Below are 24,757 nucleotides of genomic sequence, written 5' to 3'. Positions count from 1 at the left end.
TGCCCGGCGGTCCGGATCAGGATTGCCTGGCGTGGTCCCGCCACAGCCGCTCCAGGTCGTTGGCGGCGGGCGGCTTGACGGCCACCCCCGAGCCCTGCAGGTGGTCCCACGGCACGCCGGGCACCACGGCCCGCAGCACCTCGACCGGTATCCGATCGCCGAGCGGCAGCAGCACGTCGAACTCGACCCGGGCGAACGTGGCATCCCACCCGGCGACGTCGGGATTCCAGGTCAGCACGAACGCGGCCACCCCTGCATCCTGCCCCACGCTCACGGATGCCCGCTTCGTCGTACTCGGGCAGCGCGGCGAGCGCGCACGGCCCGAGCCGGTAGGCGAAGGAGCTCGCGGCGGCGACGACAAGGCGACCTGAAGCGGATCGTAAGGGGGGTGGGGCAGAGTGATCTTTGTCAGCGGGACACCACTCAAGGAGAATCCGATGCGCAAGCTGGTCAACTCGACGTACATCACGCTCGACGGCGTCATTGAGAACCCGAGCTGGACGATGCCGTACTTCGACGCCGAGGCGCAGGAGTTCGCCGGGGCGCTGACCGAGGCGGCCGACGCGCTGCTCATGGGGCGGGCCACCTACGACGGGATGTCCGCGGCCTGGCCGACGCGGGACGAGAGCGACCCCAGCACCGGCGCCGCGTACTTCAACAGCGTCAAGAAGTACGTCGCGTCCACCACGCTCACCGACCCGAGCTGGAACAACAGCGAGGTGCTGCGGGGCGACCTGGTCGAGGCGGTCACGGCGATCAAGAACACCGAGGGCAAGAACATCATCCAGTACGGCTACGGCTCCGTCACCGACCAGCTCGTCAAGGCCGGGCTGGTGGACGAGGTGCACTTCTGGATCTGCCCGGTGCTCGCCGGCGGGCCCAGCCTGACCGCGCCGCTAGGGGAGATCGCGTCCTCGTTCGCGCTCGCCGGGACCCGGGTGCACAAGAGCGGCATGATCATCGCCTCCTACACCCCGGTGCAGTGAGGCGAAGCGGTCCGCGCCGAGGGCGGCGACCAGCCGGGCGGTGACCCGGTCGATCTCGTCGCGCTCGGCCGGGGCCGCCGGGGCCTCGAACCGCACGCGCCGCGCGGCCGCGTCGCCGAGCACGCGGGCGGCCTCCACGGGGTCGGGGAGCACCGCGGCCAGACCCTCCAGGGCCGCGATCCCGTCGCGCGGTGAGCCCATGGCCGAAGCCGCGGCCAGGGCCTCGCGGTGCAGTGCGGCCGCGGCCGCCGGGTCGCCCCTCGTCTCGGCCGCGTAGCCCAGTTCCACCAGGACCATCGGCAGGTACAGCGCCGGCTGCGCCTCGGCCCGCCCCTGCCCGGCCAGCCGGCCCAGGTGGTCCTCGGCGACGTCCAGGCGGCCCTCGCGGCGGGCGCCGATGCCCAGGCCGAGCTCGGCGAAGACGATCGCGGTCGGGTTGCCCTGGGCGGTGGCCAGCGCGAAGGCCCGCTCGCCGAGCTCCCGCGCGGCCGCGTACTCCCGGGTCTGCACGGCCAGCCAGGACAGCCACGACAGCTTGCTGGCCACCTCCGGCCACAGCGCCAGCTCCTCGGCCCAGCGCAGGCCCTCGCGGTGCAGGGCGGCCGCCCGCTTGTGGTCGCCGCGCATCTCGGCCAGGCCGCCGACCCAGTCCGTGGCCTGCAGCCGGCCCCAGCGGTCGCCCAGCTCGGCGAACAGGGCGGCGCAGCGGGTGCCGTGCCGCTCCAGCGCGTCGAGGTCGCCGGTGGCGTGGGCGAGCGTGGCCCGGGTGATCAGCGTCGCCGCCGCCACCCAGCGGTCCGCGGGCTCGTCCGGCAGCAGCTCGGCGGTGAGGGCGAGGTCGTTGCGGCCGAAGACGGCGTTGGCCACGAACCAGCGCTCGAGCTCGGAGGCGCCGTCGAGGGCGGAGCGCACCTCGTCCGGCACGGCCGGCGCGCCGAGCAGCAGCGCGAACCCGAGCCCGAACGCCCCCTGCGCCCCGGCGAGCCCGAACGCCCGGCGCGCCTCGGTGAGCCGGCCGCGCAGGAACCAGTACCAGCTCAGCGCGGCGGCCAGGCGGGGATCGCGGCCGTGCGCGAGGGCGGCGGCGAGGTTCGCGGACTCGGCGTCGAGCACGGCGAGCCAGTGCGGCTGCTCCGGGCCGCGCAGGAGCGGGTCGGCCCGCTCGGCGAGCGCCGTGTAGTACGCGGCGTGCCGGTCCCGCACCTTGTCCGCGTCGGGCAGGCGGGCGGCGGCGAACGCGGCGACCGACTCCAGCAGACGGTACCGTGGCGAAATCCCGGTCTCGTCGAGGACCACGAGCGACCGGTCGACCAGCCGGGCGAGCAGGTCGAGATCGGCCTCTCCGACCTCCTCGGCGGCCTCGGGGGTGCAGCCGCCGGCGAAGACCGACAGCCGGGCGAGCACCGCCCGCTCCTCCCCGTCGAGCAGGTCCCAGCTCCAGGTGATGACCGCGGTCAGGGTGCGCTGCCGCTCGGGCACGTCCCGCTGCTGGGTCGCGAGCAGGGCGAACCGGTCGTCGAGGCGCTCCACGACCCCGCGCAGGCCCAGCGCCCGGACCCGGGTCGCGGCCAGCTCGAGCGCCAGGGGCAGCCCGTCGAGGCGCCGGCACAGCTGGGCGACGGCGGGCGCGGTGTGCTCGTCGAGGCGGAACGTGCGCTGCTGGGCGGCGGCGCGGGCGGCGAACAGGCGGGCCGCGGCCGAGCGCCGCACCGCGTCGACGTCCCGCTCGTCCGCGGCCAGGCTCAGCGGCGGCACGTCCCAGACCAGCTCGCCCGCGATGCTCAGCGGCTCCCGGCTGGTGGCGAGCAGCCGCACCTCGGGCGCGTCCCGCAGGAGCCTTCCGGCGAGCGTGGCGGCCGCGGCGACGACGTGCTCGCAGTTGTCGAGCACGATGGTGACGGCTCTGGACCGTACCGACGCGAAAAGACGGTCCTCGGGGGTCAGGTCGGTGCCGGCCGACTCGCGGACCCCGAGCGCGGCGAGCACCCGCTCGGCGATGTCCTGCCCGGCCGGGACCGGGGCCAGCTCGACGAAGGCGACGTCGTCCGGCCCGAGCGCGCGGACCGCCTCGGTGGCCAGCCGGGTCTTGCCCACCCCGCCCGGACCGACCAGCGTGATCAGGCGCTGCCGGGGCAGCAGGGCCCGCAGCTCGGTCAGCGCCCCGGCCCGCCCGACGAGCTCGTCGAGCCGGGCCGGGAGGGCGTTGCGCACGAGCGCCGCGGCCGGCTTCGGCGCCGGGGCCAGGGTGGCGTCGTGGCCGAGGATCCGCCGGTGCAGGGCGGCCAGCTCCGGGCCGGGATCGAGGCCCAGCTCGCCGGCGAGCCGGTCGCGCAGCTCGGCGTAGGAGTCGAGGGCCTCGGCCTGGCGCCCGGCCCCGTACAGGGCCCGCAGCTGCAGCGCCCGAAGCCCCTCGCGCAGCGGGTGCCGGGCCACCAGCCCGGCCAGGTCGGCGGCGACGAGGTCGTGCTCCCCGCGGGCCAGCCGGGCCTCGGCCAGCCGCTCGTGCACGGCCAGGCGCTGCTCGGCCAGGCGGGTCGCCTCGGCGCGCGCGAACTCCTCGTCGGCCATGTCCGCGAAGGGCTCGCCCCGCCACAGTCCGAGCGCCTCGGTGAGCGCCGCGAGCTCGCCGGACGCGGCCAGCCGGTCGAACCGGTCGGCGTCCACGGCGTCCGTGCGCAGCAGATAGCCGGGCGCGCGCGACTCGATCAGGTCGCGGGCCCCCGGCTCGGCGTCGTTGAGCGCCTTGCGCAGCTGGGAGACGCGGACCTGCAGCGCGCCGGCGGGGTTGGCGGGCGGCTCGTCGCCCCACAGGTCGTCGATCAGCCGGTCGGCCGAGACGACGTGGTTGCGGTGCACGAGCAGGTCGGCCAGCAGCACCCGGACCTTGGTGCCCGGCACGACGACGGGCTCGCCGGCGTCGGTGGTCACGGCGAGCGGCCCGAGCACCCCGAATCGCATCGCAAGCCAGCCTAAAGGAGACCGTAAGCGCAGCTCGCGATGGTGGTGGGCATGGAGATGTACTTCGAGGACCACGGTCCCCTCGACACCCGCCCGCTCGTCCTGATCCACGGCGCGCTGTCCGGCATCGACACCTCGTTCGGCACGCTGCTGCCGCTGCTGGCCAAGAGCCGGCGGGTGATCGCGGTGGAGCTGCAGGGGCACGGCCGCACGCCGGACATCGCCCGGCCGTTCACCGTCGAGCACTTCGCGGCCGACGTCGTCGAGCTGCTCGACCGGCTCGGGATCGAGCGGGCCGACGTGCTCGGCTGGAGCATGGGCGCGGCCGTCGCGCTGCGGCTCGGCACCGATCACCCGCGGCGCGTCGGGCGGCTGGTGCTCGCGTCGGTGAGCTTCCACAACGGCGGCATGCACCCGGGGCTGCTGGACGGCATCGCGGACCTGCGGCCGGAGCACCTGCACGGGTCGGAGTTCCACGAGGAGTACCTGCGCACCGCCCCCGACCCGGCCGGCTGGGCGAACCTGGTGACCAAGATGAAGGCCCTCGACGCCGACCTGCCGCAGTGGACGGCGGAGCAGATCCGGGCCGTGGCCGCGCCGACCATGCTGATCCTGGCCGACGCCGACATCGTCCGGCCCGAGCACGCGGTCGAGATGTTCCGGCTGCTCGGCGGGGGAGTGGCGGGCGACCTGACCGGGCTGCCCGCGTGCCGGCTGGCGATCCTGCCCGGCACCACCCACACCACGGTCCCGCAGCGGGCGGACTGGGTCGCCCCCATGGTGGAGGAATTTCTCGCTATCCTCGACGATCGTCCATGAGTCGTCGGGGGGAGCAGTCATGGAGTGGAACGCGGCGTGCCGGCGGGTGATCGCCTTCGCGGTGCTGTACGCGGTGCTGGTCGCGTTCACGACGGTGGTGGTGCTCTCCTTCGGCGACCTCCCGCGCGAACTGCAGGCGAAGGCGGTCTGGCTCTTCCTGCTGCTGTTCGGCTACGCCGCGCTGGGGGTGTCCGTCGGCCTGCTGCTCTGCCTGGCGTTCTACATCTACGCCGCCGTCAAGCAGACCCGCGAGCACGGTTCGCCCTCCTACGGGCACCTCGGCTTCTGGGGTGCCGGCGCGTTCGTCGTCCTGTAGGCGGCCGGGCTGTTCGTCTCGTCCCTCCTCGGGGCGTGCGCCGTGCGGCTGCTCGGCTGCGCGCTGCTCATCGCCGGCGTCGTGCACACCCGGGCGTGGATCCGCGCGAAGGTCGCGCCCGGCCGCCCCTACGCCGCGGACCGCTACGACCTGGTCACCGGCGGCGAGACGTCCTCCCCGATCGCGGCCCAGCCCACCGCGGACGACTGGAACGCCTCGCAGTGGGACCCGGACGTGTTGAAGGACATCGAACGCCGCCGGTACCGCAACAATCCCTAGCTCCGGCGCGCCCGGCGGCCGCTGAGGAACAGCCCGAGCCCGACCGCGAGCAGCAGCAGCCCGAGCGTCAGCGGCCCGCTCAGATCGCTCCCGGTCACCGCGAGCGCTCCGGTGCCCACCGTCACCGTGAGGGTCATCGCGCGGAGCGTGCCGTCCGGGGCTGCCCCCTGTGCCATGACGGTGTGGGTGCCGCCGGCCAGGGCAGCCGGCACTGTCACCGGAGCGGCGAAGTCACCGTTGGCGTCGGTGGTCACCTGGCCCAGGGTCTGCGGGTCGGAGTACAGCGTGATGACGACCGTGGAGCGCGGTGCGAACCCGGTGCCCAGGAACGTGATCTGCTCGCCCGCCGCCAGCTTGTCCACGCTGCCGCGATCGGTCGTCAGGCTGGTCGCCGTGGTGGGCGCCGGCGGCGTGGCCGGGGCGACCGGCGCGGTGGCGGTCACCGCGGCCGAGGCCGGACCGGCCGCGGAGGCCCCGGTCGGCGCGTTGGCCACGACGGTGACCGTGGTGGGCGTACCGGCGACGGCGCCGAGCACGCAGCCGGTCGCCTGCGCGCCGCTCGCCGTGCAGGTGGCGCCGCCCGGGCTGGCCGTCGCGGTGTACCCGGTCACGCCCGCCGCCGTCGACGGGGTCCAGCCGACCTGGATCGAGGACACCTGCGCGGTGGCCGTGACCCCGCTCGGCGCGTCCACGTCGACGTGCACGGTGATGGTCTGGTTGACGGTCCCGTTCACCGTCACGGTCGCCGTGTAGTCGCCCGCGGGGCCGGTCGGGGTGCCGGTGATCGCGCCGGTCATCGGGTTCAGCGCGAGCCCGGCCGGCAGGAGACCGGAGCTGACGGTGTACGCGTACGGCGGTACGCCACCGCTCGCCGCCACGGCCGCCGTGTAGGGCGCGCCGACCGCGGCCGCCGGGAGCACCGGCGCGGGCAGGGCGAGGGCGGCGCGGGTCACGATGGTGAGCGGCTGATCCACGGTGACGGCGCCGGCGTCGGTGGCCCGGACCGTGAAGCTCGCGGTCCCGGCGGCCGTCGGGGTGCCGGTCAGCTCGCCGGTCGCGGGGTTGAGCGACAGCCCGGCCGGCAGCGCTCCGGCGACGATGCTCCAGGTGAACGGCGCGCTGCCCCCGCCGGCCGACAGGGTCTGCGCGAACGCGGTGCCGACGACGGCGTCCGGGAGGGTGTTCGTGTTCACCGTGGGCGTCGAGGTCAGCGTCAGGGTGTAGGCCTGGCCGGCGGTGCCGCCGCCGCCATCGGTGACGGTCACGGTGAAGTTGTAGGCGCCGGGTGTGGTCGGCGTCCCGCTCAGTTCGCCGGTGGCCGGGTCGAGCGTGAGCCCGGCCGGCAGGGCGCCCGCGGTCACCGCGAAGCCGTAGGGCGTGAGCCCGCCCGCGGTCGCGACGGTCGCCGTGTAGGGCGCGCCGACGCCGCCCGCGGGCAGCGTCGTGGACGTGACGGCCAGGGCCGGGACGACGCTCAGCGTGTAGGCCTGGACGTCGGTGGCGCTGGCGGAGTCCGTGACGGTCACCGCGAACTGGGTGTCGCCCGCCGGGCCGGCCGGGGTGCCGGTGATGTCGCCGGTGTCCGGGTCGAGACTCAGCCCGGCCGGCAGCGCGCCGGTCGTCACCGCGTACGTGTACGGGCCCGTTCCGCCGGAGGCCGCCAGCGAGGCGGTGTAGGCGCGGCCGGTCACGCCCGGCGGCACGGGGTCGGTGGAGCCGGCGAGCGCGGCGGCGATGTTCAGGTCGAGCTGCTTGGTGGCGGAGTCGGTGCCGTTGGAGACCCGGAACGTGATCGTGGCGGTGCCGGCCTGGCCGGTGGGGGTACCGGTGATGGCGCCCGTCGAGGCGTTGAGCGAGAGCCCCGCGGGGAGGCCCCCGTTGGGCAGGGTCCACGTCTTCGTCCCGCTCAGGTTGGCCGCCGTGAGCGTGGCGCTGTAGGCGGAGCCGATGAGCGCGTCCGGCAGGGTGGCGGTCGAGATCACCGGGTGGACGTCGACCAGGCCGACCACGACGTCCTGCAGGCCGCCGCCCACATTCAAGAACCCGCCGGCTTGCGTCTTCGTGCCGGTGTTGATGATGCTGACCGTGCCCGAGCCGATGTTGGACACGTAGGCCCTGGCGCCGTCGGGGGTGAACGCGACGCCGTAGGGGCCGGAGGTGGAGCCGAGCGAGATCAGATCGGTCCGGGTCTTCGAGGCGAGGTCGACCACGGCGACGTCGTCGCCGTCCTCGTTGGCGACCCAGACCTCCGTGCCGTCCGGCGTGAACGCGAGCCCGTTCGGGCGGACGTCCGTGACGACGGTGGCGGTCTTGGTGTTGGTGGCCGTGTCGATGAGGCTGACGTTGTGGTCCTGGTGGTCGGTGAGGGCCACGGTGCCGCCGTCCGGCGACACCGCCAACCGGTACGGGAAGCTGCCGGTGGGGACCTTCGTGACCAGCGAGCCGTCGGACAGCTTGACCACCGTCAGGCCGGAGCCGTCGGCCGCGTAGAGCCGGGTTCCGTCCTTGCTGAGCGCGACGTCCATCGGGTAGGTGAACCCGGTGATCGTGTCGACCTTCGTCATCGTGGCCGTGTCGATGACGTACACCGTGCCGCTGCCGGGATTGGCGGTGTACAGCCGCGATCCGTCCGCCGACAGCGCCAGCCCGTACAGCGAGGTGTTGAGGCTGACGCCACTGGTGATCGTCATCGTGGACGGGTCGATGGCCACGACGAGGCCGGCGAGCCCCGACGCGTAGATCTTCGAGCCGTCCGGCGCGATCACGAGGTCGTTCGGGCCCCAGTTGCCCGTCTTGCCGTTGCCGAGCTTGGTGTTGGAGGCCACGTCGAAGTAGGTGACCCAGTCCATCCAGTTGCTGGCCACGAACGCCCGCAGCGTCAGCGACTCCGGATGGTGGGCCGGCGCCGCCGCCGCGGCCACCGGACGGCCGGCTACCGCCAGCATGATGAGACAGACCCCGAACGCACCGGTCAACCGTTTCCGCACGTAGCACAGAGTAGTGGATCAATTACGGAAAGATGCGTCCCCCTCCAAAACAGGGCATGCGAGCGTGTATGCCATCGGGAGGTGCCGGTGCAGAAGGCAGAGGAGTCGTTCCGCCGCTACGTGGGGGACCGGCTGGTGGGGTTGACGCGGGTGGCGTACCTGCTGACCGGGGACGTCCACCAGGCCGACGACCTCGTGCAGGCCACGCTCGAGCGGGTGGCGTCGCGGTGGGAGCGCATCGAGCGGCACGGGGACCCGGACCCGTACGTGCGCCGCGTGCTCTACTCGCAGCACGTCTCGGCGTGGCGGCGGCACCGCGGGCGGGACGTGCCGGTCGCCGAGCCGCCGGAGCCGCCCGGGGCGGGGGGCGACGACCACAGTGGACGGGTCGTGCTGTCGGTGGCGGTCGCGCAGGCGCTGTCCCGGCTGAGCCGGCGGCAGCGGGCAGTGCTGGTGCTGCGGTACTTCGAGGACCAGACCGAGGCCCGCACCGCCGAGATCCTGGGCCTGTCGGTCGGCACGGTGAAGAGTCACGCCCGCGCGGCCCTGGCCCGGCTGCGCGAGGTCGCGCCGGAGCTGGCCACCGCCGGAGAGGGGAGCTGAGGTGCAGGAGCCGAACACCGAGTCCGTCCGGGCCGCTTCCGTCCGGGCCGCACTGACCGCGGTCGCCGACCGGATGCCGCCGCCGCGCTTTCCCGAGCGCGCGTGGCAGCGGGGCCGGCGCCGCCGCCTGGCCCGCACGGCCGGCACCACCGTCGCCGTGGTCGTCGTGCTGCTGCTCGCGATCCCGGTCTGGTGGTCGACCGGCCCGCACGGCGCCGAGCCCGCCACCCCGGCCCCGGCGAGCTCCACGGGGGTGGTGCCGTCCAAGGTGCGGCTCCCGTGGCTGTGGCAGGCCACGATCGCCGACTCGGCCCCCGGTCCGGCCGCCGTGGTCTTCAACACCGCCGAGGGCCGCTACCGCTCGGGTTCGACGGTGGTGGTCGGGACGGACGGCGCGTACCGCATCCGGAAGCTGCCCGAGGGCCCGATCCGCCGCGACGTGTCCCCCGACGGCCGCCGGCTGATCGTGGGCGGCACCAGCATCCTCGACCTCACCACCGGCAGGTCCGTCGACGTGCCCGGCGGCGAGCCGCTGGCCTGGTCCCGGGACGGCCGGACGGTCGCCTCGCTCCTCTGGGACGCCCGCGGCCGGCAGGTCAACCTCGTCGACGTGGCGACGGGCCGGATCACCACCGTCTACACGGCCGGCTCGGCCGCGCCGTCCTACACCGTCGACCAGGCCAAGCCCCCGGTCGAGGACATCGGGTTCGACGCGTTCGCGATCGCCCCGGACGGCGCCACGGTCGTGATCCCGGCCGGCCGCGACGGCGAGAACCGCCTGCTGGCCGTCGACCTGGCCGGCACGGTGCGCTGGGACGTCGCCACGTCCCGCACCGGCCCGATCGTCTACAGCCCCGACGGCCGGCACCTGGCCACGACCGCGCCCATGTGCCCGGACCGGAGCACCTCCTGCACCGTGGCCGAGGAGTCGCACGCGGTGGTCCTGGACGCGGCGACCGGCGCCGAGGTGCGCCGCCTCGGCCGCGCGGACACGGTGCTCGGGTTCCGGGGCGACGACGTGGTGGCCGTCCGCGGCAACCCGGGCCGCGACACCGTGATCGTCCAGCTGGGCCCCGACGGCGAGCGGACCCTGGTGACCCTGGACGAGCGCGCGAGCGTCCCGGTCATCCCGCTGGACCTGGTGGAGCGGGGCACCTTCGGCGGCCCCGAGGCGCGTCCGAACCCGTTCGCCGCGCCGGTCTGGGTCTACGCGCTGATCGGCGGCTTCGTGCTGCTGTTCGTCGCCGTCCGCAAGGGCGTGGGGTGGCTCATCGTGCGCACGCGGCCCTAGCCGGCCAGGTCCAGGATGCGGGTCTGCGGCGCGCCGGCCAGGGCGGGCGCGCGCTCCGGGCTCGCCCAGACCGAGCCGCGCAGGAAGGCCAGGAACCGCTCGGCCGCGCCGGCGTCGGGGAAGTCGAGGTCGACGCAGACGTACCGCTCGTCGTCCAGGGGCCGCAGGATCCGCTGCCCCTGGACGCCGCCGCGGGCCCGCGCCTCGGCGAACGAGTCGAACGCGCGCCGCCAGGTGTCGTAGTCGGTGATCGGGTGCTCGATCCGCAGTGTCGTCATGCGCCGACGCTATGACCCCGGGCGGTTCGCGCCGTATCCCAGAAGTCTGGGAGTCGTACCGTGAGTGCGTGGACAGGGCGCTCGAGCGGCTCCGGCGGATCGGCGACGCCGCCGGCGACTCGCGCGCGCTGCGGGCCGCCGCGCTGGCCGAGCTCGCGCGGGTGGTGCCGTTCGACGCCTACGTCTGGCCGCTCACCGACCCGGAGACCGCGGTCGGCACGGCGCCGCTGGCCTCGGTGCCGCCGGCGCTGATGCCCGAGCTGCCGCGGTTGATCCGGCTGAAGTACCTGACGAAGGTGAACCGGTGGACCGGCCTGAGCGCCGCGGCCCGCCTGGACGCGCCCGCCGAGAGCCTGCTGTGGCGCGAGCTGCTGTGCGCGGATCGCGGTCACCGTGGAGGAGTCCTCACCCGCCGACCGCGCCGCTGTGTTCGCCCGGGCGACCGGCCTCTCGGCGCGGGAGACCGAGGTGCTCCAGCACCTGATCGCGGGGGCTGACACCCGTACCGTCGCGGCTTCGATGTTCCTGACCGAGAACACGGTGCAGGACCATCTCAAGTCCATCTTCGCCAAGACCGCCACCCGCAGCCGGCGCGTTCTGCTGTCCCGGGTCGCCGGCACCGCCTGACCTCAGGCCGGTTGAGCCTCCGGGGCCCTGAGCTTGCGCACCACGAAGCCGGCGAGGACCAGGGCGGCCCAGAACGGGAGCAGGAGGTACACCATGAACACCCACACGGTCCAGAACGGCAGCGCGGGCGGGAACATGGCGTTGAGCACCGCGCCGACCGAGCCGAGTGCGGCCCCGGGCAGCACCGCGAGCGCGCCGAGCACGAGCACCAGGCCGGGGCGCAGGCGGGTGCCGAGGGCCGCGCCGAGCAGGGCACCGAGGACCGCGCCGAGCAGCGTGGCCCAGCCGAGGGCGGCCGGCGTGGCGCGGTAGAAGGTCAGGGCCGGTCCGCCGCCGCCGTCGGTCAGGGTCACCACGAGGTCGCCGCGGCGGGCGCTCCACTCGTCGCACTGGAACCCGTGCCGGCGGTGGACGTCGCCCCAGCCCGCCCTCGTGGCGTGGTCCAGGGCCCGGCCCGGAAAGGCGCAGTCCTTGTCGGTGTACTGCACGTCGACGAACCCGGGCCCGTAGTCGTCGTCGCCCAGCGCGAAGCCGTAGGCGTAGTCCCGCCGGTTGACCTGCCCCTCGGGTGCGGCGCCGGGGACGATCTCGGCGGCCAGCCGCCGGGCGCCCTCGTCGGTGGGCAGGTGCGCGGTCGTGCGGCCGCCGAGCCAGGAGCCGGCCGTCGCGCCGGCCGTGCTGAGGATGATCGCCGTCAGGAGCATCGCCCAGACCCGCATCGTCCGAGCCTAGGGTGTCAGGATGACGCGGACCACCCCTCCCCGGCCGGTCGACGTGGCCGCGCTGGTACCGGAGCTGCGCGACCACACCGCGACGGCGACCCGGCTCCACCCGCGGCCGGGCGCGCCGGGGGTCGGCGACAGCTCGGTCGGCGGGCCGCTGCTGTGGCCGGCCGCCGAGCCGTGGCCGATGTGCCCGCAGGACGAGGGCGCCATGGTGCCGGTCGCGCAGCTGTACCGCCGCGACATCCCCGACTTCGCCGGGCCCGACGGCAGCGACCTGCTGCAGGTGCTCTGGTGCCCGCTCGACCATCCCGACGAGGGGTACAACCCGCTGGTCCGGCTGGTCTGGCGGCGCGCGGGCGACGTGGCCGAGGTGCTGGCCGACCCGCCGCGGCCCGAGGAGCCGGAGGAGCAGTACGTACCGGAGCCGTGCGTCGTGCATCCCGAGCGGGTGCGCGAGTATGAGTACCTCGGGCTGCTGCCGCCGGAGCTGCGGCGGCGGCTCGCGCGGGTCGACTACCAGTACGACCTCTCGCTCGCCCCCGGCTGGAAGGTCGGCGGCTTCGCGAACTGGTCGCTCACCGACCCTCATCCCGTGGACTGCGACGTCTGCGGGGCGGGGATGACACTGCTGTTCACCGCCGCGTCCAGTGAGTGGCAGGGGCGGGGGACCTGGCGGCCGGTCGAGGAGCCCGAGGGGGCGCGGCCCGTGCCGACCGGGGTGACGATCGGGCGCGGGTACTCGCTCTACGTGTTCCGCTGCCCGGGCTCGTTCGACCACCCGCCGGGCACGGCGATGCAGTGAGCCGTACGTTGGGCAGGTGACCGAGTACCAGCCGCGCCAGTTGTCGGCGCGGGAGATCGCCGCCGAGTACGAGACCGGGACGCCGTTCGACCTCAGTGCGTGCGTCACCGAGCAGATCCACCTGCTCGGGCGCGTGCAGTCGCACGGGGCGCTCGTCGCCGTCGACGAGGAGACGCTGCGCGCGGTCGTCGTCAGCGACAACGCCGCCGCGGTGCTCGGCACCGAACCGCACCAGCTGGTGGAGCTGCTGGGCGCGGAGCAGGCCGACCTGGTCCGCCAGAGCGCCGCCACGGCCAGCGCGTTTCTCGAGGTCGAGGTGGGTGAGCGGGCGTTCGACCTCAGCCTGCACCGGGGTGACGGGCTGCTGGTCTGCGAGTTCGAACCGGCGGGGCGGAAAAGGGCGCAGTTCACCCGGTTGTACAGCCTGTTCCGCGCGGCCACGCAGGAACTCGGCGACAAGGCGACCGTCGAGGACCTCTGCCAGGCGGCGGTGCACGAGATCCGGCGGCTCACCGGGTACGCGCGGGTCGTGGCCTACCGGTTCGACGGGGACGGGCCCGGGCAGGTGATCGCCGAGGAGGCCGACGCCGACCGGGAACCCTGGCTCGGGCTCTGGTTCCCGGCGACCGACGTCCCGCCGCAGGCCCGCAGGCTGTACACGCGGAACTGGATCCGGGTGATCGCGGACGTCGACGATCCCGGGGCGGGCCTGGTGCCGCCGCTGCGGCCGGGGACCGATCGGCCGCTGGACCTGTCCGGGTCGGCGCTGCGGACCGTGTCGCCGTTCCACATCGAGTACCTGCGCAACATCGGCGTCGCCGCGTCGATGTCGGTCTCGCTCATCCACGAGGGGCGGCTGTGGGGGCTCATCGCCTGCCACGGCCGCCGGCCCACCGTGCTCGGGCCGGAGCAGCGGGCCGCCTGCGAGATGTTCGGCATCGCCCTGTCGCTGCAGCTGGCCGCGCTCGAGCAGCAGCAGCTGGCCAGCGCCGAGGCCAAGGCGCGGCGGGCGATGGTCGCGCTGCTCGTCGACGCGGCCGACACGCTGCCCGGCGGGCTGGTGCAGGGGCAGCCGAACCTGCTCGACCTGATCCCGGCCGACGGGGTGCTCGTGCGGGCCGGCGGCGAGACCGTCACCGCCGGGCGGGTGCCCGACGCCGAGGCGCTGCTGGAGGTCGTGGCCGGGCGCGGCGAGGTGGGGCGGGCCTGGAGCACCGACCGGCTCGGCGAGGTCGACCCGCGCGCGGAAGCGCTGAGCGAGACCGCCAGCGGCATCCTGGTGCTGCGGCTGTCCTCGACCGACGTCGTGGTCTGGTGCCGGGGCGAGGCGTCGCGGGACGTGCGCTGGGCCACCGACCCGGGGCGGCCGGTGGTCTCCAGCCGGTACGGCCACCGCCTCACCCCCCGCGGCTCCTCCGCCGTGTGGCGGGAGACGGTGCGCGGCCGCTCGACCCGCTGGAGCCGCGTCGAGCAGACCATCGCGGCCGACCTGTGGCACGCGATCGCCGGGGTGGTGCTGCGCCGGGCCGAGGAGCTGGAGGCGTTCGCCCACGTGGTGTCGCACGACCTCAAGGAGCCGCTGCGGGGCATCGCGCACGCGGCCGCGTTCATCACCGAGGACGCCGAGGACCTCGACCCGACCACGATGGCCCGGCTGGACACCATCGGGCGGCTCGCGGTGCGGATGGACGACCTGCTCAACGCCGTCATGCGGTACGCCATGCTGGGCCGCGGCGAGACGCCCGCCGGCGAGGTGGAGCTGGACACGGTGCTGGACGAGGTGCTGGAGTCCCTGGCGCCGGCCATCGCCGAGCGGGGCGCCACCGTGCACCGCGACACCACGCTGCCGCTCGTGCGGGGCGACCGGATCCGCCTCTACGAGGTGCTGCAGAACCTGGTGTCCAACGCGGTGAAGTACGCCGCCGCGGAGCGCGCCCCGGCCGTCCACATCGGAGCGCGGGGCGCCGCCGTGTACGTGCGCGACAACGGCATCGGCATCGCCCCCGACCGGCACGAGGAGGTGTTCCGCATCTTCCGGCGGCTCAGCGGCGGCGAGGGCGCCGGCGTCGGGCTCACCATCGCCCGGCGGATCGTCGAGCGTCACGGCGGCCGCATGTGGCTCGAGTCCACGCCGGGGGAGGGCTCAACCTTCTGGTTCACCGTCTGAGGCGTCGGAACCCAGCCAGTAGTCGACCGCGTTCGCGATAGCGCCGCGCATGAGGGTGAAGTTCACCGACTTCACCAGGTAGCTGCTCGCCCCGGCGGCGTAGCAGGCGTCCACGTCGCGCGGGTTGGTCGAGCTGGTCAGCACCACCACGGGCAGGTCGTCCAGCGACGCCTCGGCCCGCACCGCGCGCAGCACGTCGATCCCGGACAGCCCCACCAGGTTCAGGTCGAGCAGCAGCAGCCGGGGCCGGGTCAGGGCACCGGCGGTGAGCCGCGCGACGACGCCCTCTCCCGACGGCAGATGCTCCAGGTGTACGGCCGGATGCGTGCGCCGCAGCGCCCGCCGGACCGCCTCCACGTCCTGCGCGGAGTCCTCGACGAACAACACCAGGTCACTCATCGGACACGTCCACCTCCGCCCATGCGAACACCACACCGTCGCGACCGCCCTGGCTGACGCTGTACCGCTGCGCGATCTTCGCCACCAGCCAGGCCGGATCGGCCGTGTCTCCGCCCGCCGGCGCCTGCGCGGGATCGGGCCCGTCGGCGCGCAGCTCGGCCCGCACGGTCCGGCCGGCCCGGGTCAGCACCAGCTCCATCGCCGGCCGCCCGGCCAGCACCGCGGCCGCCACCAGTTCGCTGACCGTGAGCGTCACGTCGTCGGCGGCCCGCTCCGGCACGCGGGTGGCTTCGAGCGCGGACCGTACCGCGCGCCGGGCCTCCGCCGCCGCCTGCTTCGCGCCCGGCAGCGCGACCCGGCACAGCTCCCCGCCGCGCAGCCGCAGCGCGAGCAGGGCCAGGTCGTCGTCGCTGCCGCCGGAGCGGAAGGCGTCCACGGCCGCGTGCACCCGCGCGACGAGCTCGGCCGCGTCCGCCGCGCCCGCCCCGGCCAGCGCGTCGCGGACCCGTTCGGCCCCGAACAGCTCGCGGTCCCGCCGGGCCTCGACGAGCCCGTCGGTGTAGAGCAGCACCGCGTCGGCGTCGCCCGCCTCGACCAGCACCGGCTCCAGTTCGGCGTCGGGGATGACGCCGAGCAGCGGGCCGTGGACGCCGAGCTCCTCGACCTCGCCGCTCGCCCGTACCAGAACGGGAGGCGGATGGCCGGCGTTGACGATCCGCAGCTCGGCCCGCCCGTCGCACAGCCGCGCCTCGACCACGAGCGCGGTGCAGAACGCGCCGTCCTCGTCCTCGTCGAGCAGGGCCCGGTTGAGCCGCTGCAGCGCGCGCGGGGCGCCGGCGCCGGACTCCAGCAGGGCCCGCAGCGTGTGCCGGGCGAGCGCGGTGCGCCCGGCCGCCTCGGCCCCGCGGCCGCACACGTCGCCGATGACGAGCGCGACGGCGCCGCCGGGGAGGGGTACCGCGTCGTAGAAGTCGCCCCCGACGTCCAGCGACGGATCGCCGGCCTCGTAGCGGGCGGCGAGGTCCATCCGCGCCAGCACGGGCAGCGAGGGCGGCAGGAGCCGGCGCTGCAGGGCGAGCACGGCCGCGTCCCGCCGCTCGTACAGCAGCGCGTTGTCGATCGCGATGGCCGCCCGCCGGGCCAGGTCGGCCAGGAACTGCGGGCCCGGCAGCCGCGACGGCCGCCCGGACGCGCGCTCGGTGAGCACCATGGTGCCGACGTGGCGGTCCCGGGCCAGCAGCGGCACCAGCCGCACCGAGTCGGGCCGCAGCCAGCCGGGCAGCGCGGCGCGGACGTCCTCGGCGCCGCGGGCGGACCGGACCGCCTCCCGCAGCGCCGCGTCCCCGGGCAGCTCGGCCCGGATCCGCCGGTCGACCCGCGCGTCGACGTGCGCGGACGCGACCAGCTCGACGTCTCCGGGGGCCTCGTCGAGGTAGATCAGGCAGCCGTCGGCGAGCGTCGGCGCGGTCAGCCGGGCCACCCGCTGCAGCGTGTCCGGCAGGTCGAGGGACTGCTCCATGACCACCGACGCCTCGGCCAGGAACGCGCTGTTGGCCTGCTCGGCCCGGTGCAGCTCGGCCACCGCCAGCCGCTGCAGCACGGGCGCGGCCGAAGCCGCCGCGAGCTCCACCGCCGCGATCGCCGCGCCGACGTCGGCGCCGTCCTTGAGCAGGCCGACGAGGGTGGCCGACCCGTGCGGCCCGGTCGCCACGGTCAGGTGCACGGCCGCGCCGAGCCCGGCCTCGCGCAGCGGCACGGCGTCGGCGGGCGTGAGCACCCGCACGACCCCCGGTTCGGGCCCGGCGGCGACGAGGCAGGTGAGCGGCCCGTCACCCACGGTCGCGAGCTCGGGCTCGTCGGTGTGCCAGGCGAGCGCGGCCCCGACGGTCCCGGCCGGTTCCCGGACGACGGCGAGCACCTCGGCCGCGACGGCGGTGAAGTCGCCCGCCTCGGCCAGGCGCAGCGCCAGCTCCAGCACCCGCGCCTCCCCGCTCACCTGAGGAAACATACCCCGTTTGCCATTCCGGCAAAGATGGTGGCGGTCGGGGCAACCGCACCCCATCGTGGTCGGCATGAGCGAACAGGAGTGGGAGGACCGGTACCGCGCCCAGGACCGGCTCTTCAGCGGCAACCCCAACGGCGTGCTGGTGACCGAGGTCACCGCCCTGGAACCGGGCCGCGCGCTGGACGTCGGCTGCGGCGAGGGCGGCGACGCGCTGTGGCTGGCCGCCCGCGGCTGGCGGGTGACCGCGACGGACATCGCCCCGACCGCCCTGGCCCGCGGCGCGGCCGCCGACCCGTCCGGCACGGTCACCTGGACCCACGCCGACCTGAGCACCACCCCACCGCCGGCGGCCGCGTTCGACCTGGTCTCGGTGCAGTACTTCCCGCTGGAGCGCGCGGCGGGCGACGCGGCGCTGCAGGGCCTGCTCGCCGCGGTGGCGCCGGGCGGGCTGCTGCTCTACGTGGGTCACGACATGGCCGACGTGCCCGACCCGGCGCCGTTCCGCCCTGAGGACTACTACCACCCGGCCGACGTGGCCAAGCGGCTCGGCGCGGAGTGGACGATCCTGGCCGACGAGACCCGCCCGCGCACCGCCCCGGCCCCGCCCGGCACCCACCACCGCAGCGACACGGTCCTCCTGGCCCGGCGCCGGCCCGCCCGGTGACCGCTCCCGACCCGGTCGCCATCGCGGCCGGCATCGCCGAGCGGGAGCACGTGCAGGACGTCCTGAAGCTGGCGCAGCGCCGCATCGCGACCGGCCGCCCGGCGTTCGCGGCGGAGCTCGGGATCGCGCTCTGGCGGCGGTACGGGCTCGACGAGCGGCCGCCGTGGCAGTACCGCAGCGCCCTCGACCGGATCGTGCGGCTGCTGTGCCTCTCGCCCGGCACCGTGCCCGAGGCGGTGCGGCTGTCCACCGTGATCGGCGAAGGGCGGCCGGTACGGCTCGCGGCGGCGCTGCTCGCGGGCGGGCACCAGCCGGAGGAGCTCGGGCCCGCGCTGGGCGGGGACGCGCCGGGCGAGCTGCGGGCGTGCCTGGTGCACGAACTCGCGCTGCGCGGGCGCCCGGTCGACGTCGCCCCGCCCGCCGGCCATCCGCTGGCCTGGCTGCCGGGGGCGCTGACGCCGCTCGAAGGCCGGCCGGCGATGCCGCGCTACAGCCTCGACGGGACCGGCGGGGCGCTGCCGTCGGAGCACTCCACGGTGCTCGCCGAGGCCGGCGCGGTACCGCCGCTGCGCGAGACCACGACCGAGGACGTCTCCGTGGCGATCGAGGCGGCCGTGCGCAACTGGGCGCGGGAGTCCAACGGGCAGGTCGAGTCGCGCACGTACGAGCTGGGTGCCGAACTGGTCCCGGGCGCGGCCGCGGCGACCCTGCGCGGGCTCGGGCTGGAATGCTTCGACGGGCTCACCACCGTCGGCGCGGGCGTCGCCGGGAACGCGTGGCGGCAGCTGTTCACGGCGGCCTCGGGCGGCGGGGCCTACAGCTCCGGCGAATACGGCGCCTACGGCCGCCTCGCCGCCTGGCGCTCGATCGGCGCGCTGGCCGGGGCCCCGCCGGGCGCGACGGCGGGCGAGACCGAGGCGGCGGCGCTCGCGGCCGAGTGGTACGCCTTCGCGGGCGCGAGCCCGTGGTTCGCCAACGTGGCGTGGGACATCGGGCTGGCCGCCGTGTCCGCCGGCGGGCGCCGGCTCGCGCTGCTGGCCGCCACCGACACCGACTAGGGCAGCGACGGGGCGGTCGCGCGCAGGCGTTCCGCGTCCTGGCCGGGCGGGGCGCCGAAGAGGCGGCGGTACTCGCGGTTGAACTGCGAGGGGCTGTCGTACCCGACGAGGTGCCCCACCCCCGCCACGTCGCCGGCGCGGGCGGTCAGCAGCGAGCGGGCCTCCTGCAGCCGGATGCGCTTCTGGAACTGCAGCGGGCTCATCGCGGTCACGGCGCGGAAGTTGCGGTGGAAGGCCGAGACGCTCATGCCGGCCAGCCGGGCCAGGTCGGCCACGCGCATCGGCTCGGCGTAGTTCGCGTGCAGCCAGCGGATCGCGCGGTCCACGTGGGTGAGGCCGCTGCCGGCCTGGCCGATCGCGCGCACCACGGCCGCGTGCGGGCCGGTCAGCAGGCGCCACAGGATCTCCTGCTCGACGAGCGGGGCGAGCACCGGAATGTCGGACGGGCGGTCCAGCAGGCGCAGCAGCCGTACCGCGGCATCGAGCAGCTCGGCATCCGCCGGTCCGGTCGCCATCGCCATCGGCAGCACCCGCTCCGGCGGCGGCAGGCGCAGCAGCAGCGGCGCGATCGCCTCCGGGCGCAGGACCATACCCATCCCGAGCGCCGGGCGGCTCGGCGTGGCCCGCAGGAAGTGCCCGCTGACCGGCAGCGTGGTGGTCACGATCAGGACGTCGCCGGCGCGGTACTCGAAGACCTGCTCGCCGAGCACGAGCCGCTTGCCGCCCTGCGCCATGACCACCAGCAGCGGCTCGGTCAGCGAGTGCTCGGGCGGCGAGGAGTCCACTTTGGACAACACCAGCCCGTCGATCGCGGTCCGCAGATCCGGCCGCGCGTGGGCGGCGACGAGGCGGCGCAGTTCGCTGAGCACATTGCCCACTCTTGCCCAGCCGAGCAGGATCGTGCAAGAGGTCGCGCGGATCGGTCTACCGGCTGCGGCCCCGGAGGCGTTTGCTGGTGTCATGCCACTCGACCACTACCTGACCCTCGGCCGCTCCGGCCTCCGCGTGAGCCCCCTGGCCCTCGGCGCCATGACGTTCGGCGAGGACCCCGGCGCCGCCGGCTGCAGCGTCGAGGAGTCGGAGAAGATCCTCACCGCGTACCTCGAGCAGGGCGGCAACTTCGTCGACACCGCGAACTTCTACACCAACGGCCACTCCGAGCGCATCCTCGGCGACTACCTCGCGGCCCGCCCCGGCGCCCGCGACCGCGTGGTGCTGGCCTCGAAGTTCTTCACGAACATGCACCCCGGCAACCCGAACGCGGGCGGCGCCGGGCGCTCCGCGATCCGCCGGCAGCTGCACGAGACCCTGCGCCGCCTGCGGACCGACCACCTCGACCTGTACTGGCTGCACAACTGGGACCGCAACACCCCGATCGAGGAGACGATGCGCGCGCTCGACGACCTGGTCGGCGAGGGCCGCATCCGGTACGTCGGGTTCTCCAACACCCCCGCCTGGCTCACCGCCCAGGCGCACACCATGGCCCTCCTGCGCGGCTGGACCCCGCTGATCGCGCTGCAGGTGGAGTACTCCCTGCTGGCCCGCACGGCCGAGGGCGAGCTGGCGGCGTTCGCCCGGGACCAGGGGATCGCACTGGTGCCGTGGAGCCCGCTGAAGAACGGCTTCCTGTCCGGCAAGTACCGCCGCGCCGCCCAGGCCCCGGACTCGGCCCGCAGCGCCTTCGTGGGTCAGCCGACGGACGCCGACTACGTGGTGATCGACGCCGTCAATGCGATCGCCGACGAGCTGGGCACCACGGCGGCCGCGGTCTCGCTGGCCTGGCTGCGCGCCCGCCCCGGCACGGTCATCCCGATCGTCGGCGCCCGCCGCCTGGAACACCTGCGGGGCAACCTGGCCGCCCTGGACGTCGCGCTGACCGCGGACCAGCTGTCCACACTGGACGCGGTCTCGGCGCCCGACCTGAACTACCCGGCCCCGCTGCACGGCCCCCTGCGCGCGATGCTGCAGTTCGCCGGCTCCACCGTGGACGGTGAGGCGTCCGAGGTGTACCCGCCGTTGTTACAGAGCTCAGTGCGGTACTAGATGCGCGGCGAGGCCGTCGAGGATCAGCTCGAGGCCGAAGGCGAACTCGGCGCCGAAGTCGTAGCCGGGCTTGGCGATGTGCTCCACCGCCATCTCGACCAGGTGCGGGTAGGCCTCGGCGGCGAACGTGTCCATGATGGACCCGGCCACGTCGCCGGCGGTCTGCTCGCCCTCGAACGGCAGGGCCGCCTCCTGGACCGCGAACCCGTAGACGTAGCTGTCGAGCAGCGCGTAGGCGTGCGCGGTCAGCGCGACGGAGAACCCGGCCCCGCGCAGGCAGGCCAGCACCGCGTCGTGGTGGTGCAGCGTGGCCGGGCCGGGCGTGGTCCGCGACTCCAGCAGCCCGATCGCCCACGAGTGCCGGCGCAGCACCGCGCGGGCGGACTCGGCCCGTTTCCGCAGCTCCGCCCGCCAGTCCCGGTCCGGCGCGGGCAGCTCGATCTCGGCGAACACGGCGTCCACGATGCCGTCGAGGATCTCGTCCTTGTTCGCCACGTGGTGGTACACGGACATGGGCTTGACCCGCAGCTTCTCGGCCAGCGACCGGATCGTCAGCGAGGCGATCCCGCCCGCGTCGGCGAGCTCCACGGCGGCGCCCAGCACCCGCTCCCGGCTCAGCGGGGGGCCGTGCGTGATCCGTCGCGACATCTCAGGGTCTCCTCGGGGTTCCGCGTTCCTTACTAAGTACGGTACCGTCACCGTACTTAGTAAGGTTGGAGTGGTCATCATGAACCGCACGCGCATGATCGGCGCGTTGTTCCTGGCCGGGTTTCTCTTCTACGGTGTCGGATTCGCCCTGGTCGGCTCGGCCATCGGCGACGACGGCGCGCTGACCGCCCGCTCCACCCTGGTCGCGGGCGCGCTGCTCATGCTGCTCAACGTGCTCGTCGACGTCGGCAAGGGCGTGCTGTTCTTCCCGATCCTGAACAGCCGCGGGCAGTACACGGCGCTGCTGTACCTCACGATGATGGCGATCGAGGCCGTGCTCCTCGGCTTCGGCGTGACCTTCCTGCTTATGCTGGTCCCGCTGCACGACCGCGCCGCCGACCCCGTGTTCGGGCTGCTGGCGGTGGATGCGAACAACATCGTGTACCAGATCGGGGAGTTCCTGCTCGGCTTCGCGGGCGTCTTCCTGTGCCTGCTCCTGGCGCGGACCCGCTGGCTGCCGCGCGCCCTGGCCTGGTTCGGCGCGATCGGCTACGCCATCTTCGCCGCGGGCACCGTCGGCGAGCTGCTCGGCGTGCCGGTCGGCCTGGCCCTGTCCATCCCGGGCGGCCTGTTCGAGGTCGTCCTGGGCGTCTTCCTGCTGGTCCGCGGCGCCCAGCAGGCGCGCCCCCGCCGTCCGCTCGGGCGCGCGAAGCCGGTGCCGGCAGTAGGGTGATCACCGTGATCGTCGTCCTGTACCTGGTGCTGCTGGTGGCCGCCGGCGTGGCCGGGCCCCGGGTGCGGGCCGTGCGGCGGGTGCCGGTCGCGACCATCGCGCTGTTCGCGGTGATCGCGGTGTTCACGCTGCTGCAGCTGACCGTCGCGCCGGGGCTGTTCGAGACACTGCGCCGCGACCGGTCCCTCGTCGCCGGCGGCGAGGTGTGGCGGCTGGTCACCTCGGCGCTGGTGCAGGACTCGGGGTGGTCGGGCGCGGTGTTCAACCTCGTCGCGCTGGCCGTGCTGGGGACGTTTGCCGAGCGGCTGTGGGGGACCGCCCGGTGGATCGCCCTCGTCGCCGTCGTCCAGGTGCTCGGCGGGCTGTGGGCGCTCTACGCGCAACCCGTCGGCGCCGGTACCTCGCTCTTCGACTTCGGTCTCGGCGCCGCCCTGGCCGCGGCCGCCCTCGTGCTCGGGCGGCCGTGGCAGCGGGTCGTCGCCGTGGTCAGCCTGCTCGCCGGGCTGGCCCTGCTCGTCATCAGCGACGTGCACGGCGGGCCGGCCCTGGTCGGCGCGGCGGCCGGGTTCCTGCTGGCCCGGCGGGTCAGGCCCAGCGGCTGATCGCGAACCCCGCGCCCGCGCGGCTGACCTCCGCCGCCGGGTGCCCGGCGAAGTGGGCCGGGATCACCAGCTCGCGCTCGTCGGCGGCGCGCTCCAGCACCCGGCGCCGCGTCGCGGCGGCCTGCCGCGGGTTCTCGTCGAAGCAGCTGCTGTACCGCGGCCGCAGGATCTGCACCGGGCTGTGCAGCAGGTCGCCCACGAAGACCGCGCGGTCCGCGCCGGACGCCAGGCGCACCAGCGACGCGCCGGGCGTGTGGCCGGGGGCCGGCTCCAGGGTGAGGCCGGCGTCGATGCGGTGGGCGTCCTCCCACAGCAGCGCCTGGCTCAGGACCGGGGCGATGCTGTCGGCGTAGATGTTCGCGCCGCGCTCCTCGTGCGCGTAGTACTCCTGGTCGACCCTCGGGATGAGGTAGGTCGCGTTCGGGAAGGTCGGGACCCACTCGCCGCCGGCCAGGTGGGTGTTCCAGCCGACGTGGTCGATGTGGATGTGGGTGTTCACCACGACGTCGACGTCCCCGGGTCGCACCCCGGCGGCCGCGAGCCGGCTCAGGAAGTCCGTGTGCAGGCCCGAGAACAGCGGGAACTGCGGCCGGTCCCGGTCGTTGCCGACGCCGGTGTCGACCAGGATCACGCGGCCCGCGCTGCGCAGGAGCCAGGTTCGCAGCACCGCGTGGTACCCGTCCGTCGCCGGGGTCCAGTAGTCCGGGGCGAGCCAGTCCTCGTTCTCCCGCCACAGCTCGGCCGGGCTGTCCGGGATCACGACCCGCGCGGGGCCCAGGTCGCCCTCCCATTCGAGCACCGGTACGACCTCGACGTCCCCGAGTCTCATCGTTCGACGGTACGCCGGTGTCGATCCGGCGGCGTCGCCGTTCGTATAGGGGACGATGGCCACGACGACGGCGAGATGGGGAGACGCGATGGGTGAGCTGCGGACGCTGGTGGACGGGCGCGGGCTGGTCGAGTCGCCGCGCTGGCACGACGGCAGGCTGTACTTCTGCGACTGGTCCGCGGGCGAGGTGCTGGACGGGGCCGGCGCGGTGGTCGCGCGGGTCGAGTCGCTGCCGCTGTGCATCGCGTTCCTGCCGGACGGGACGCTCGTGGCGGTCGACTCGCCGCGCGGGCGGCTGCTGCGGGTGGCGCCCGACGGGACCCTGGCCACCCACGCCGAGCTCGGGCGGGCCGGATGGAACGACATCGCGGCCGACGGGCGGGGCAACCTCTACGTCAACGGGGCCGGCTTCGACCCGGTGGCCGGGGCCGACTTCGCCCCGGGAGCGGTCAGCCTGGTCGCGCCGGACGGTGTCGTACGCCCGGTCGCCGACGACATCGCCTTCCCCAACGGCATGCTGGTCACCCCCGACGACTCCACCCTGATCGTCGCGGACTCCTACGGGCACCAGCTCCTGGCCTTCGACATCGCCGCCGACGGGACCCTGGCCGGCCGGCGGGTCTGGGCCGACCTCGGCGACGGCGTGCCCGACGGCATCTGCGTCGACACCGAAGGGGCCGTCTGGTACGCCGACGTCCCCCACAAGTGCTGCGTCCGCGTCGCCGAGGGCGGGGAGGTGCTGCAGACCGTCGAACTGGACCGGGGCGGCTTCGCGTGCGCGCTCGGCGGCTCCACCCTCTACGTCACCGCAGCCGAATGGCAGGGGATGACGGCGGCCGAGATGGTCACCCCCGGCTCCGGCCGGCTGCTCGCGATCGACGTCGACGTGCCGGGCCCGCGGTAGGCCGGCGTGCCGGGCCCGCGGTAGGTCGACGTGC

26 protein-coding genes are annotated in these 24,757 nt (G+C 74.9%); 16 read left to right on the top strand and 10 right to left on the bottom strand.

The genetic code is table 11. The features are described 5' to 3' along the window. Positions 1-16: 16 nt before the first annotated feature. On the bottom strand, positions 17-250 hold the full coding sequence (locus tag ACQPZ4_RS37810) for a hypothetical protein (protein ID WP_433046977.1): 234 nt from the start codon (positions 248-250) through the stop codon (positions 17-19). A gap of 187 nt (positions 251-437) precedes the next feature. Between ACQPZ4_RS37810 and ACQPZ4_RS37805 the strand changes: the two genes are divergently transcribed. After that, positions 438-986, top strand: a complete 549-nt coding sequence (locus ACQPZ4_RS37805) for a dihydrofolate reductase family protein (RefSeq protein ID WP_433046975.1) — start codon at positions 438-440, stop codon at positions 984-986. Here ACQPZ4_RS37805 and ACQPZ4_RS37800 read toward each other — a convergent pair. After that, positions 897-3,944, bottom strand: a complete 3,048-nt coding sequence (locus tag ACQPZ4_RS37800) for a BTAD domain-containing putative transcriptional regulator (RefSeq protein WP_433046972.1) — start codon at positions 3,942-3,944, stop codon at positions 897-899. The two genes, ACQPZ4_RS37805 and ACQPZ4_RS37800, sit on opposite strands and share 90 nt — an antisense overlap. Positions 3,945-3,995: 51 nt before the next feature. On the opposite strand from ACQPZ4_RS37800, the gene ACQPZ4_RS37795 reads away from it, so the two are divergent. The 3 genes from ACQPZ4_RS37795 to ACQPZ4_RS37785 are packed head-to-tail and all read left to right on the top strand — an operon-like array spanning position 3,996 to position 5,358. Beyond that, positions 3,996-4,763 carry an alpha/beta fold hydrolase gene (locus ACQPZ4_RS37795; RefSeq protein WP_433046969.1) on the top strand — a complete coding sequence of 256 codons (768 nt, stop codon included), beginning with the start codon at positions 3,996-3,998 and terminating at the stop codon, positions 4,761-4,763. A 19-nt stretch (positions 4,764-4,782) separates the two neighbouring features. Beyond that, positions 4,783-5,079, top strand: coding sequence for a hypothetical protein (locus tag ACQPZ4_RS37790; RefSeq protein ID WP_433046966.1), 297 nt, complete (start codon positions 4,783-4,785; stop codon positions 5,077-5,079). 42 nt (positions 5,080-5,121) lie between these two features. Next, on the top strand, positions 5,122-5,358 hold the full coding sequence (locus tag ACQPZ4_RS37785) for a hypothetical protein (RefSeq protein WP_433046963.1): 237 nt from the start codon (positions 5,122-5,124) through the stop codon (positions 5,356-5,358). On the opposite strand, the gene ACQPZ4_RS37780 is transcribed toward ACQPZ4_RS37785, so the two are convergent. Beyond that, entirely contained in the window at positions 5,355-8,345 is a 2,991-nt protein-coding gene (locus ACQPZ4_RS37780) for a putative Ig domain-containing protein (protein WP_433046960.1), read from the bottom strand. The two genes, ACQPZ4_RS37785 and ACQPZ4_RS37780, sit on opposite strands and share 4 nt — an antisense overlap. Before the next feature lie 87 nt (positions 8,346-8,432). On the opposite strand from ACQPZ4_RS37780, the gene ACQPZ4_RS37775 reads away from it, so the two are divergent. Both ACQPZ4_RS37775 and ACQPZ4_RS37770 read left to right on the top strand, forming a co-directional pair. Next, positions 8,433-8,948: a SigE family RNA polymerase sigma factor gene (locus ACQPZ4_RS37775; protein WP_433046957.1), complete on the top strand. Its 516-nt coding sequence runs from the start codon at positions 8,433-8,435 to the stop codon at positions 8,946-8,948. A gap of 1 nt (position 8,949) precedes the next feature. Beyond that, positions 8,950-10,239, top strand: a complete 1,290-nt coding sequence (locus tag ACQPZ4_RS37770) for a WD40 repeat domain-containing protein (protein WP_433046954.1) — start codon at positions 8,950-8,952, stop codon at positions 10,237-10,239. Here ACQPZ4_RS37770 and ACQPZ4_RS37765 read toward each other — a convergent pair. Further along, positions 10,236-10,517, bottom strand: coding sequence for a hypothetical protein (locus ACQPZ4_RS37765; RefSeq protein WP_433046951.1), 282 nt, complete (start codon positions 10,515-10,517; stop codon positions 10,236-10,238). The genes ACQPZ4_RS37770 and ACQPZ4_RS37765 overlap by 4 nt on opposite strands. Positions 10,518-10,585: 68 nt before the next feature. Between ACQPZ4_RS37765 and ACQPZ4_RS37760 the strand changes: the two genes are divergently transcribed. Beyond that, positions 10,586-11,014 (top strand): hypothetical protein, encoded by a 429-nt coding sequence (locus ACQPZ4_RS37760; protein ID WP_433067153.1) that lies wholly within the window; start codon positions 10,586-10,588, stop codon positions 11,012-11,014. Beyond that, positions 10,911-11,144, top strand: coding sequence for a response regulator transcription factor (locus ACQPZ4_RS37755; RefSeq protein WP_433046949.1), 234 nt, complete (start codon positions 10,911-10,913; stop codon positions 11,142-11,144). Before ACQPZ4_RS37760 ends, ACQPZ4_RS37755 begins: the two co-directional genes overlap by 104 nt. Positions 11,145-11,146: 2 nt before the next feature. On the opposite strand, the gene ACQPZ4_RS37750 is transcribed toward ACQPZ4_RS37755, so the two are convergent. Further along, positions 11,147-11,863 (bottom strand): hypothetical protein, encoded by a 717-nt coding sequence (locus tag ACQPZ4_RS37750; protein ID WP_433046946.1) that lies wholly within the window; start codon positions 11,861-11,863, stop codon positions 11,147-11,149. Between the two features lie 22 nt (positions 11,864-11,885). Between ACQPZ4_RS37750 and ACQPZ4_RS37745 the strand changes: the two genes are divergently transcribed. After that, positions 11,886-12,671 (top strand): hypothetical protein, encoded by a 786-nt coding sequence (locus tag ACQPZ4_RS37745; RefSeq protein ID WP_433046943.1) that lies wholly within the window; start codon positions 11,886-11,888, stop codon positions 12,669-12,671. Positions 12,672-12,687: 16 nt separating this feature from the next. Beyond that, a complete protein-coding gene (locus ACQPZ4_RS37740) occupies positions 12,688-14,838 on the top strand; it encodes an ATP-binding protein (RefSeq protein WP_433046940.1) in 2,151 nt (716 codons plus the stop codon). On the opposite strand, the gene ACQPZ4_RS37735 is transcribed toward ACQPZ4_RS37740, so the two are convergent. Together ACQPZ4_RS37735 and ACQPZ4_RS37730 are read right to left on the bottom strand one after the other, a co-directional pair. Continuing rightward, complete coding sequence (locus ACQPZ4_RS37735) at positions 14,815-15,237, bottom strand: response regulator (protein WP_433046937.1); 423 nt, start codon at positions 15,235-15,237, stop codon at positions 14,815-14,817. The genes ACQPZ4_RS37740 and ACQPZ4_RS37735 overlap by 24 nt on opposite strands. Next, positions 15,230-17,233, bottom strand: coding sequence for a PP2C family protein-serine/threonine phosphatase (locus tag ACQPZ4_RS37730; RefSeq protein WP_433046934.1), 2,004 nt, complete (start codon positions 17,231-17,233; stop codon positions 15,230-15,232). The genes ACQPZ4_RS37735 and ACQPZ4_RS37730 overlap by 8 nt, the downstream gene beginning before the upstream one ends. A 76-nt stretch (positions 17,234-17,309) precedes the next feature. On the opposite strand from ACQPZ4_RS37730, the gene ACQPZ4_RS37725 reads away from it, so the two are divergent. Both ACQPZ4_RS37725 and ACQPZ4_RS37720 read left to right on the top strand, forming a co-directional pair. Beyond that, positions 17,310-17,906: a class I SAM-dependent methyltransferase gene (locus ACQPZ4_RS37725; RefSeq protein ID WP_433046931.1), complete on the top strand. Its 597-nt coding sequence runs from the start codon at positions 17,310-17,312 to the stop codon at positions 17,904-17,906. Continuing rightward, on the top strand, positions 17,903-18,964 hold the full coding sequence (locus ACQPZ4_RS37720; protein ID WP_433046928.1) for a DUF6183 family protein: 1,062 nt from the start codon (positions 17,903-17,905) through the stop codon (positions 18,962-18,964). Before ACQPZ4_RS37725 ends, ACQPZ4_RS37720 begins: the two co-directional genes overlap by 4 nt. Here ACQPZ4_RS37720 and ACQPZ4_RS37715 read toward each other — a convergent pair. Further along, entirely contained in the window at positions 18,961-19,833 is an 873-nt protein-coding gene (locus tag ACQPZ4_RS37715; RefSeq protein ID WP_433046926.1) for an AraC family transcriptional regulator N-terminal domain-containing protein, read from the bottom strand. The genes ACQPZ4_RS37720 and ACQPZ4_RS37715 overlap by 4 nt on opposite strands. A gap of 91 nt (positions 19,834-19,924) precedes the next feature. On the opposite strand from ACQPZ4_RS37715, the gene ACQPZ4_RS37710 reads away from it, so the two are divergent. Then, positions 19,925-21,007 carry an aldo/keto reductase gene (locus ACQPZ4_RS37710; RefSeq protein ID WP_433046923.1) on the top strand — a complete coding sequence of 361 codons (1,083 nt, stop codon included), beginning with the start codon at positions 19,925-19,927 and terminating at the stop codon, positions 21,005-21,007. On the opposite strand, the gene ACQPZ4_RS37705 is transcribed toward ACQPZ4_RS37710, so the two are convergent. After that, on the bottom strand, positions 20,993-21,655 hold the full coding sequence (locus ACQPZ4_RS37705) for a TetR/AcrR family transcriptional regulator (protein WP_433046920.1): 663 nt from the start codon (positions 21,653-21,655) through the stop codon (positions 20,993-20,995). The two genes, ACQPZ4_RS37710 and ACQPZ4_RS37705, sit on opposite strands and share 15 nt — an antisense overlap. A 79-nt stretch (positions 21,656-21,734) precedes the next feature. Between ACQPZ4_RS37705 and ACQPZ4_RS37700 the strand changes: the two genes are divergently transcribed. Both ACQPZ4_RS37700 and ACQPZ4_RS37695 read left to right on the top strand, forming a co-directional pair. Beyond that, positions 21,735-22,388 (top strand): DUF4386 domain-containing protein, encoded by a 654-nt coding sequence (locus tag ACQPZ4_RS37700; RefSeq protein WP_433046917.1) that lies wholly within the window; start codon positions 21,735-21,737, stop codon positions 22,386-22,388. A 5-nt stretch (positions 22,389-22,393) separates the two neighbouring features. Further along, positions 22,394-22,990 carry a rhomboid family intramembrane serine protease gene (locus ACQPZ4_RS37695; protein ID WP_433046914.1) on the top strand — a complete coding sequence of 199 codons (597 nt, stop codon included), beginning with the start codon at positions 22,394-22,396 and terminating at the stop codon, positions 22,988-22,990. Here ACQPZ4_RS37695 and ACQPZ4_RS37690 read toward each other — a convergent pair. Continuing rightward, on the bottom strand, positions 22,974-23,819 hold the full coding sequence (locus tag ACQPZ4_RS37690) for an MBL fold metallo-hydrolase (RefSeq protein ID WP_433046911.1): 846 nt from the start codon (positions 23,817-23,819) through the stop codon (positions 22,974-22,976). The two genes, ACQPZ4_RS37695 and ACQPZ4_RS37690, sit on opposite strands and share 17 nt — an antisense overlap. A gap of 88 nt (positions 23,820-23,907) precedes the next feature. Here ACQPZ4_RS37690 and ACQPZ4_RS37685 point away from each other — a divergent pair, with 88 nt between their 5' ends. Continuing rightward, positions 23,908-24,723, top strand: a complete 816-nt coding sequence (locus ACQPZ4_RS37685) for an SMP-30/gluconolactonase/LRE family protein (protein ID WP_433046908.1) — start codon at positions 23,908-23,910, stop codon at positions 24,721-24,723. The last annotated feature ends 34 nt before the right edge of the window (positions 24,724-24,757 follow it).

The sequence above is a fragment of the Dactylosporangium sp. CS-033363 genome, assembly GCF_050942475.1.
In the GTDB taxonomy this organism is placed as follows: domain Bacteria; phylum Actinomycetota; class Actinomycetes; order Mycobacteriales; family Micromonosporaceae; genus Dactylosporangium.
The sequence above is the reverse complement of the archived record's forward strand: the minus strand, read 5'-3'. Positions and strand labels throughout refer to the sequence as shown.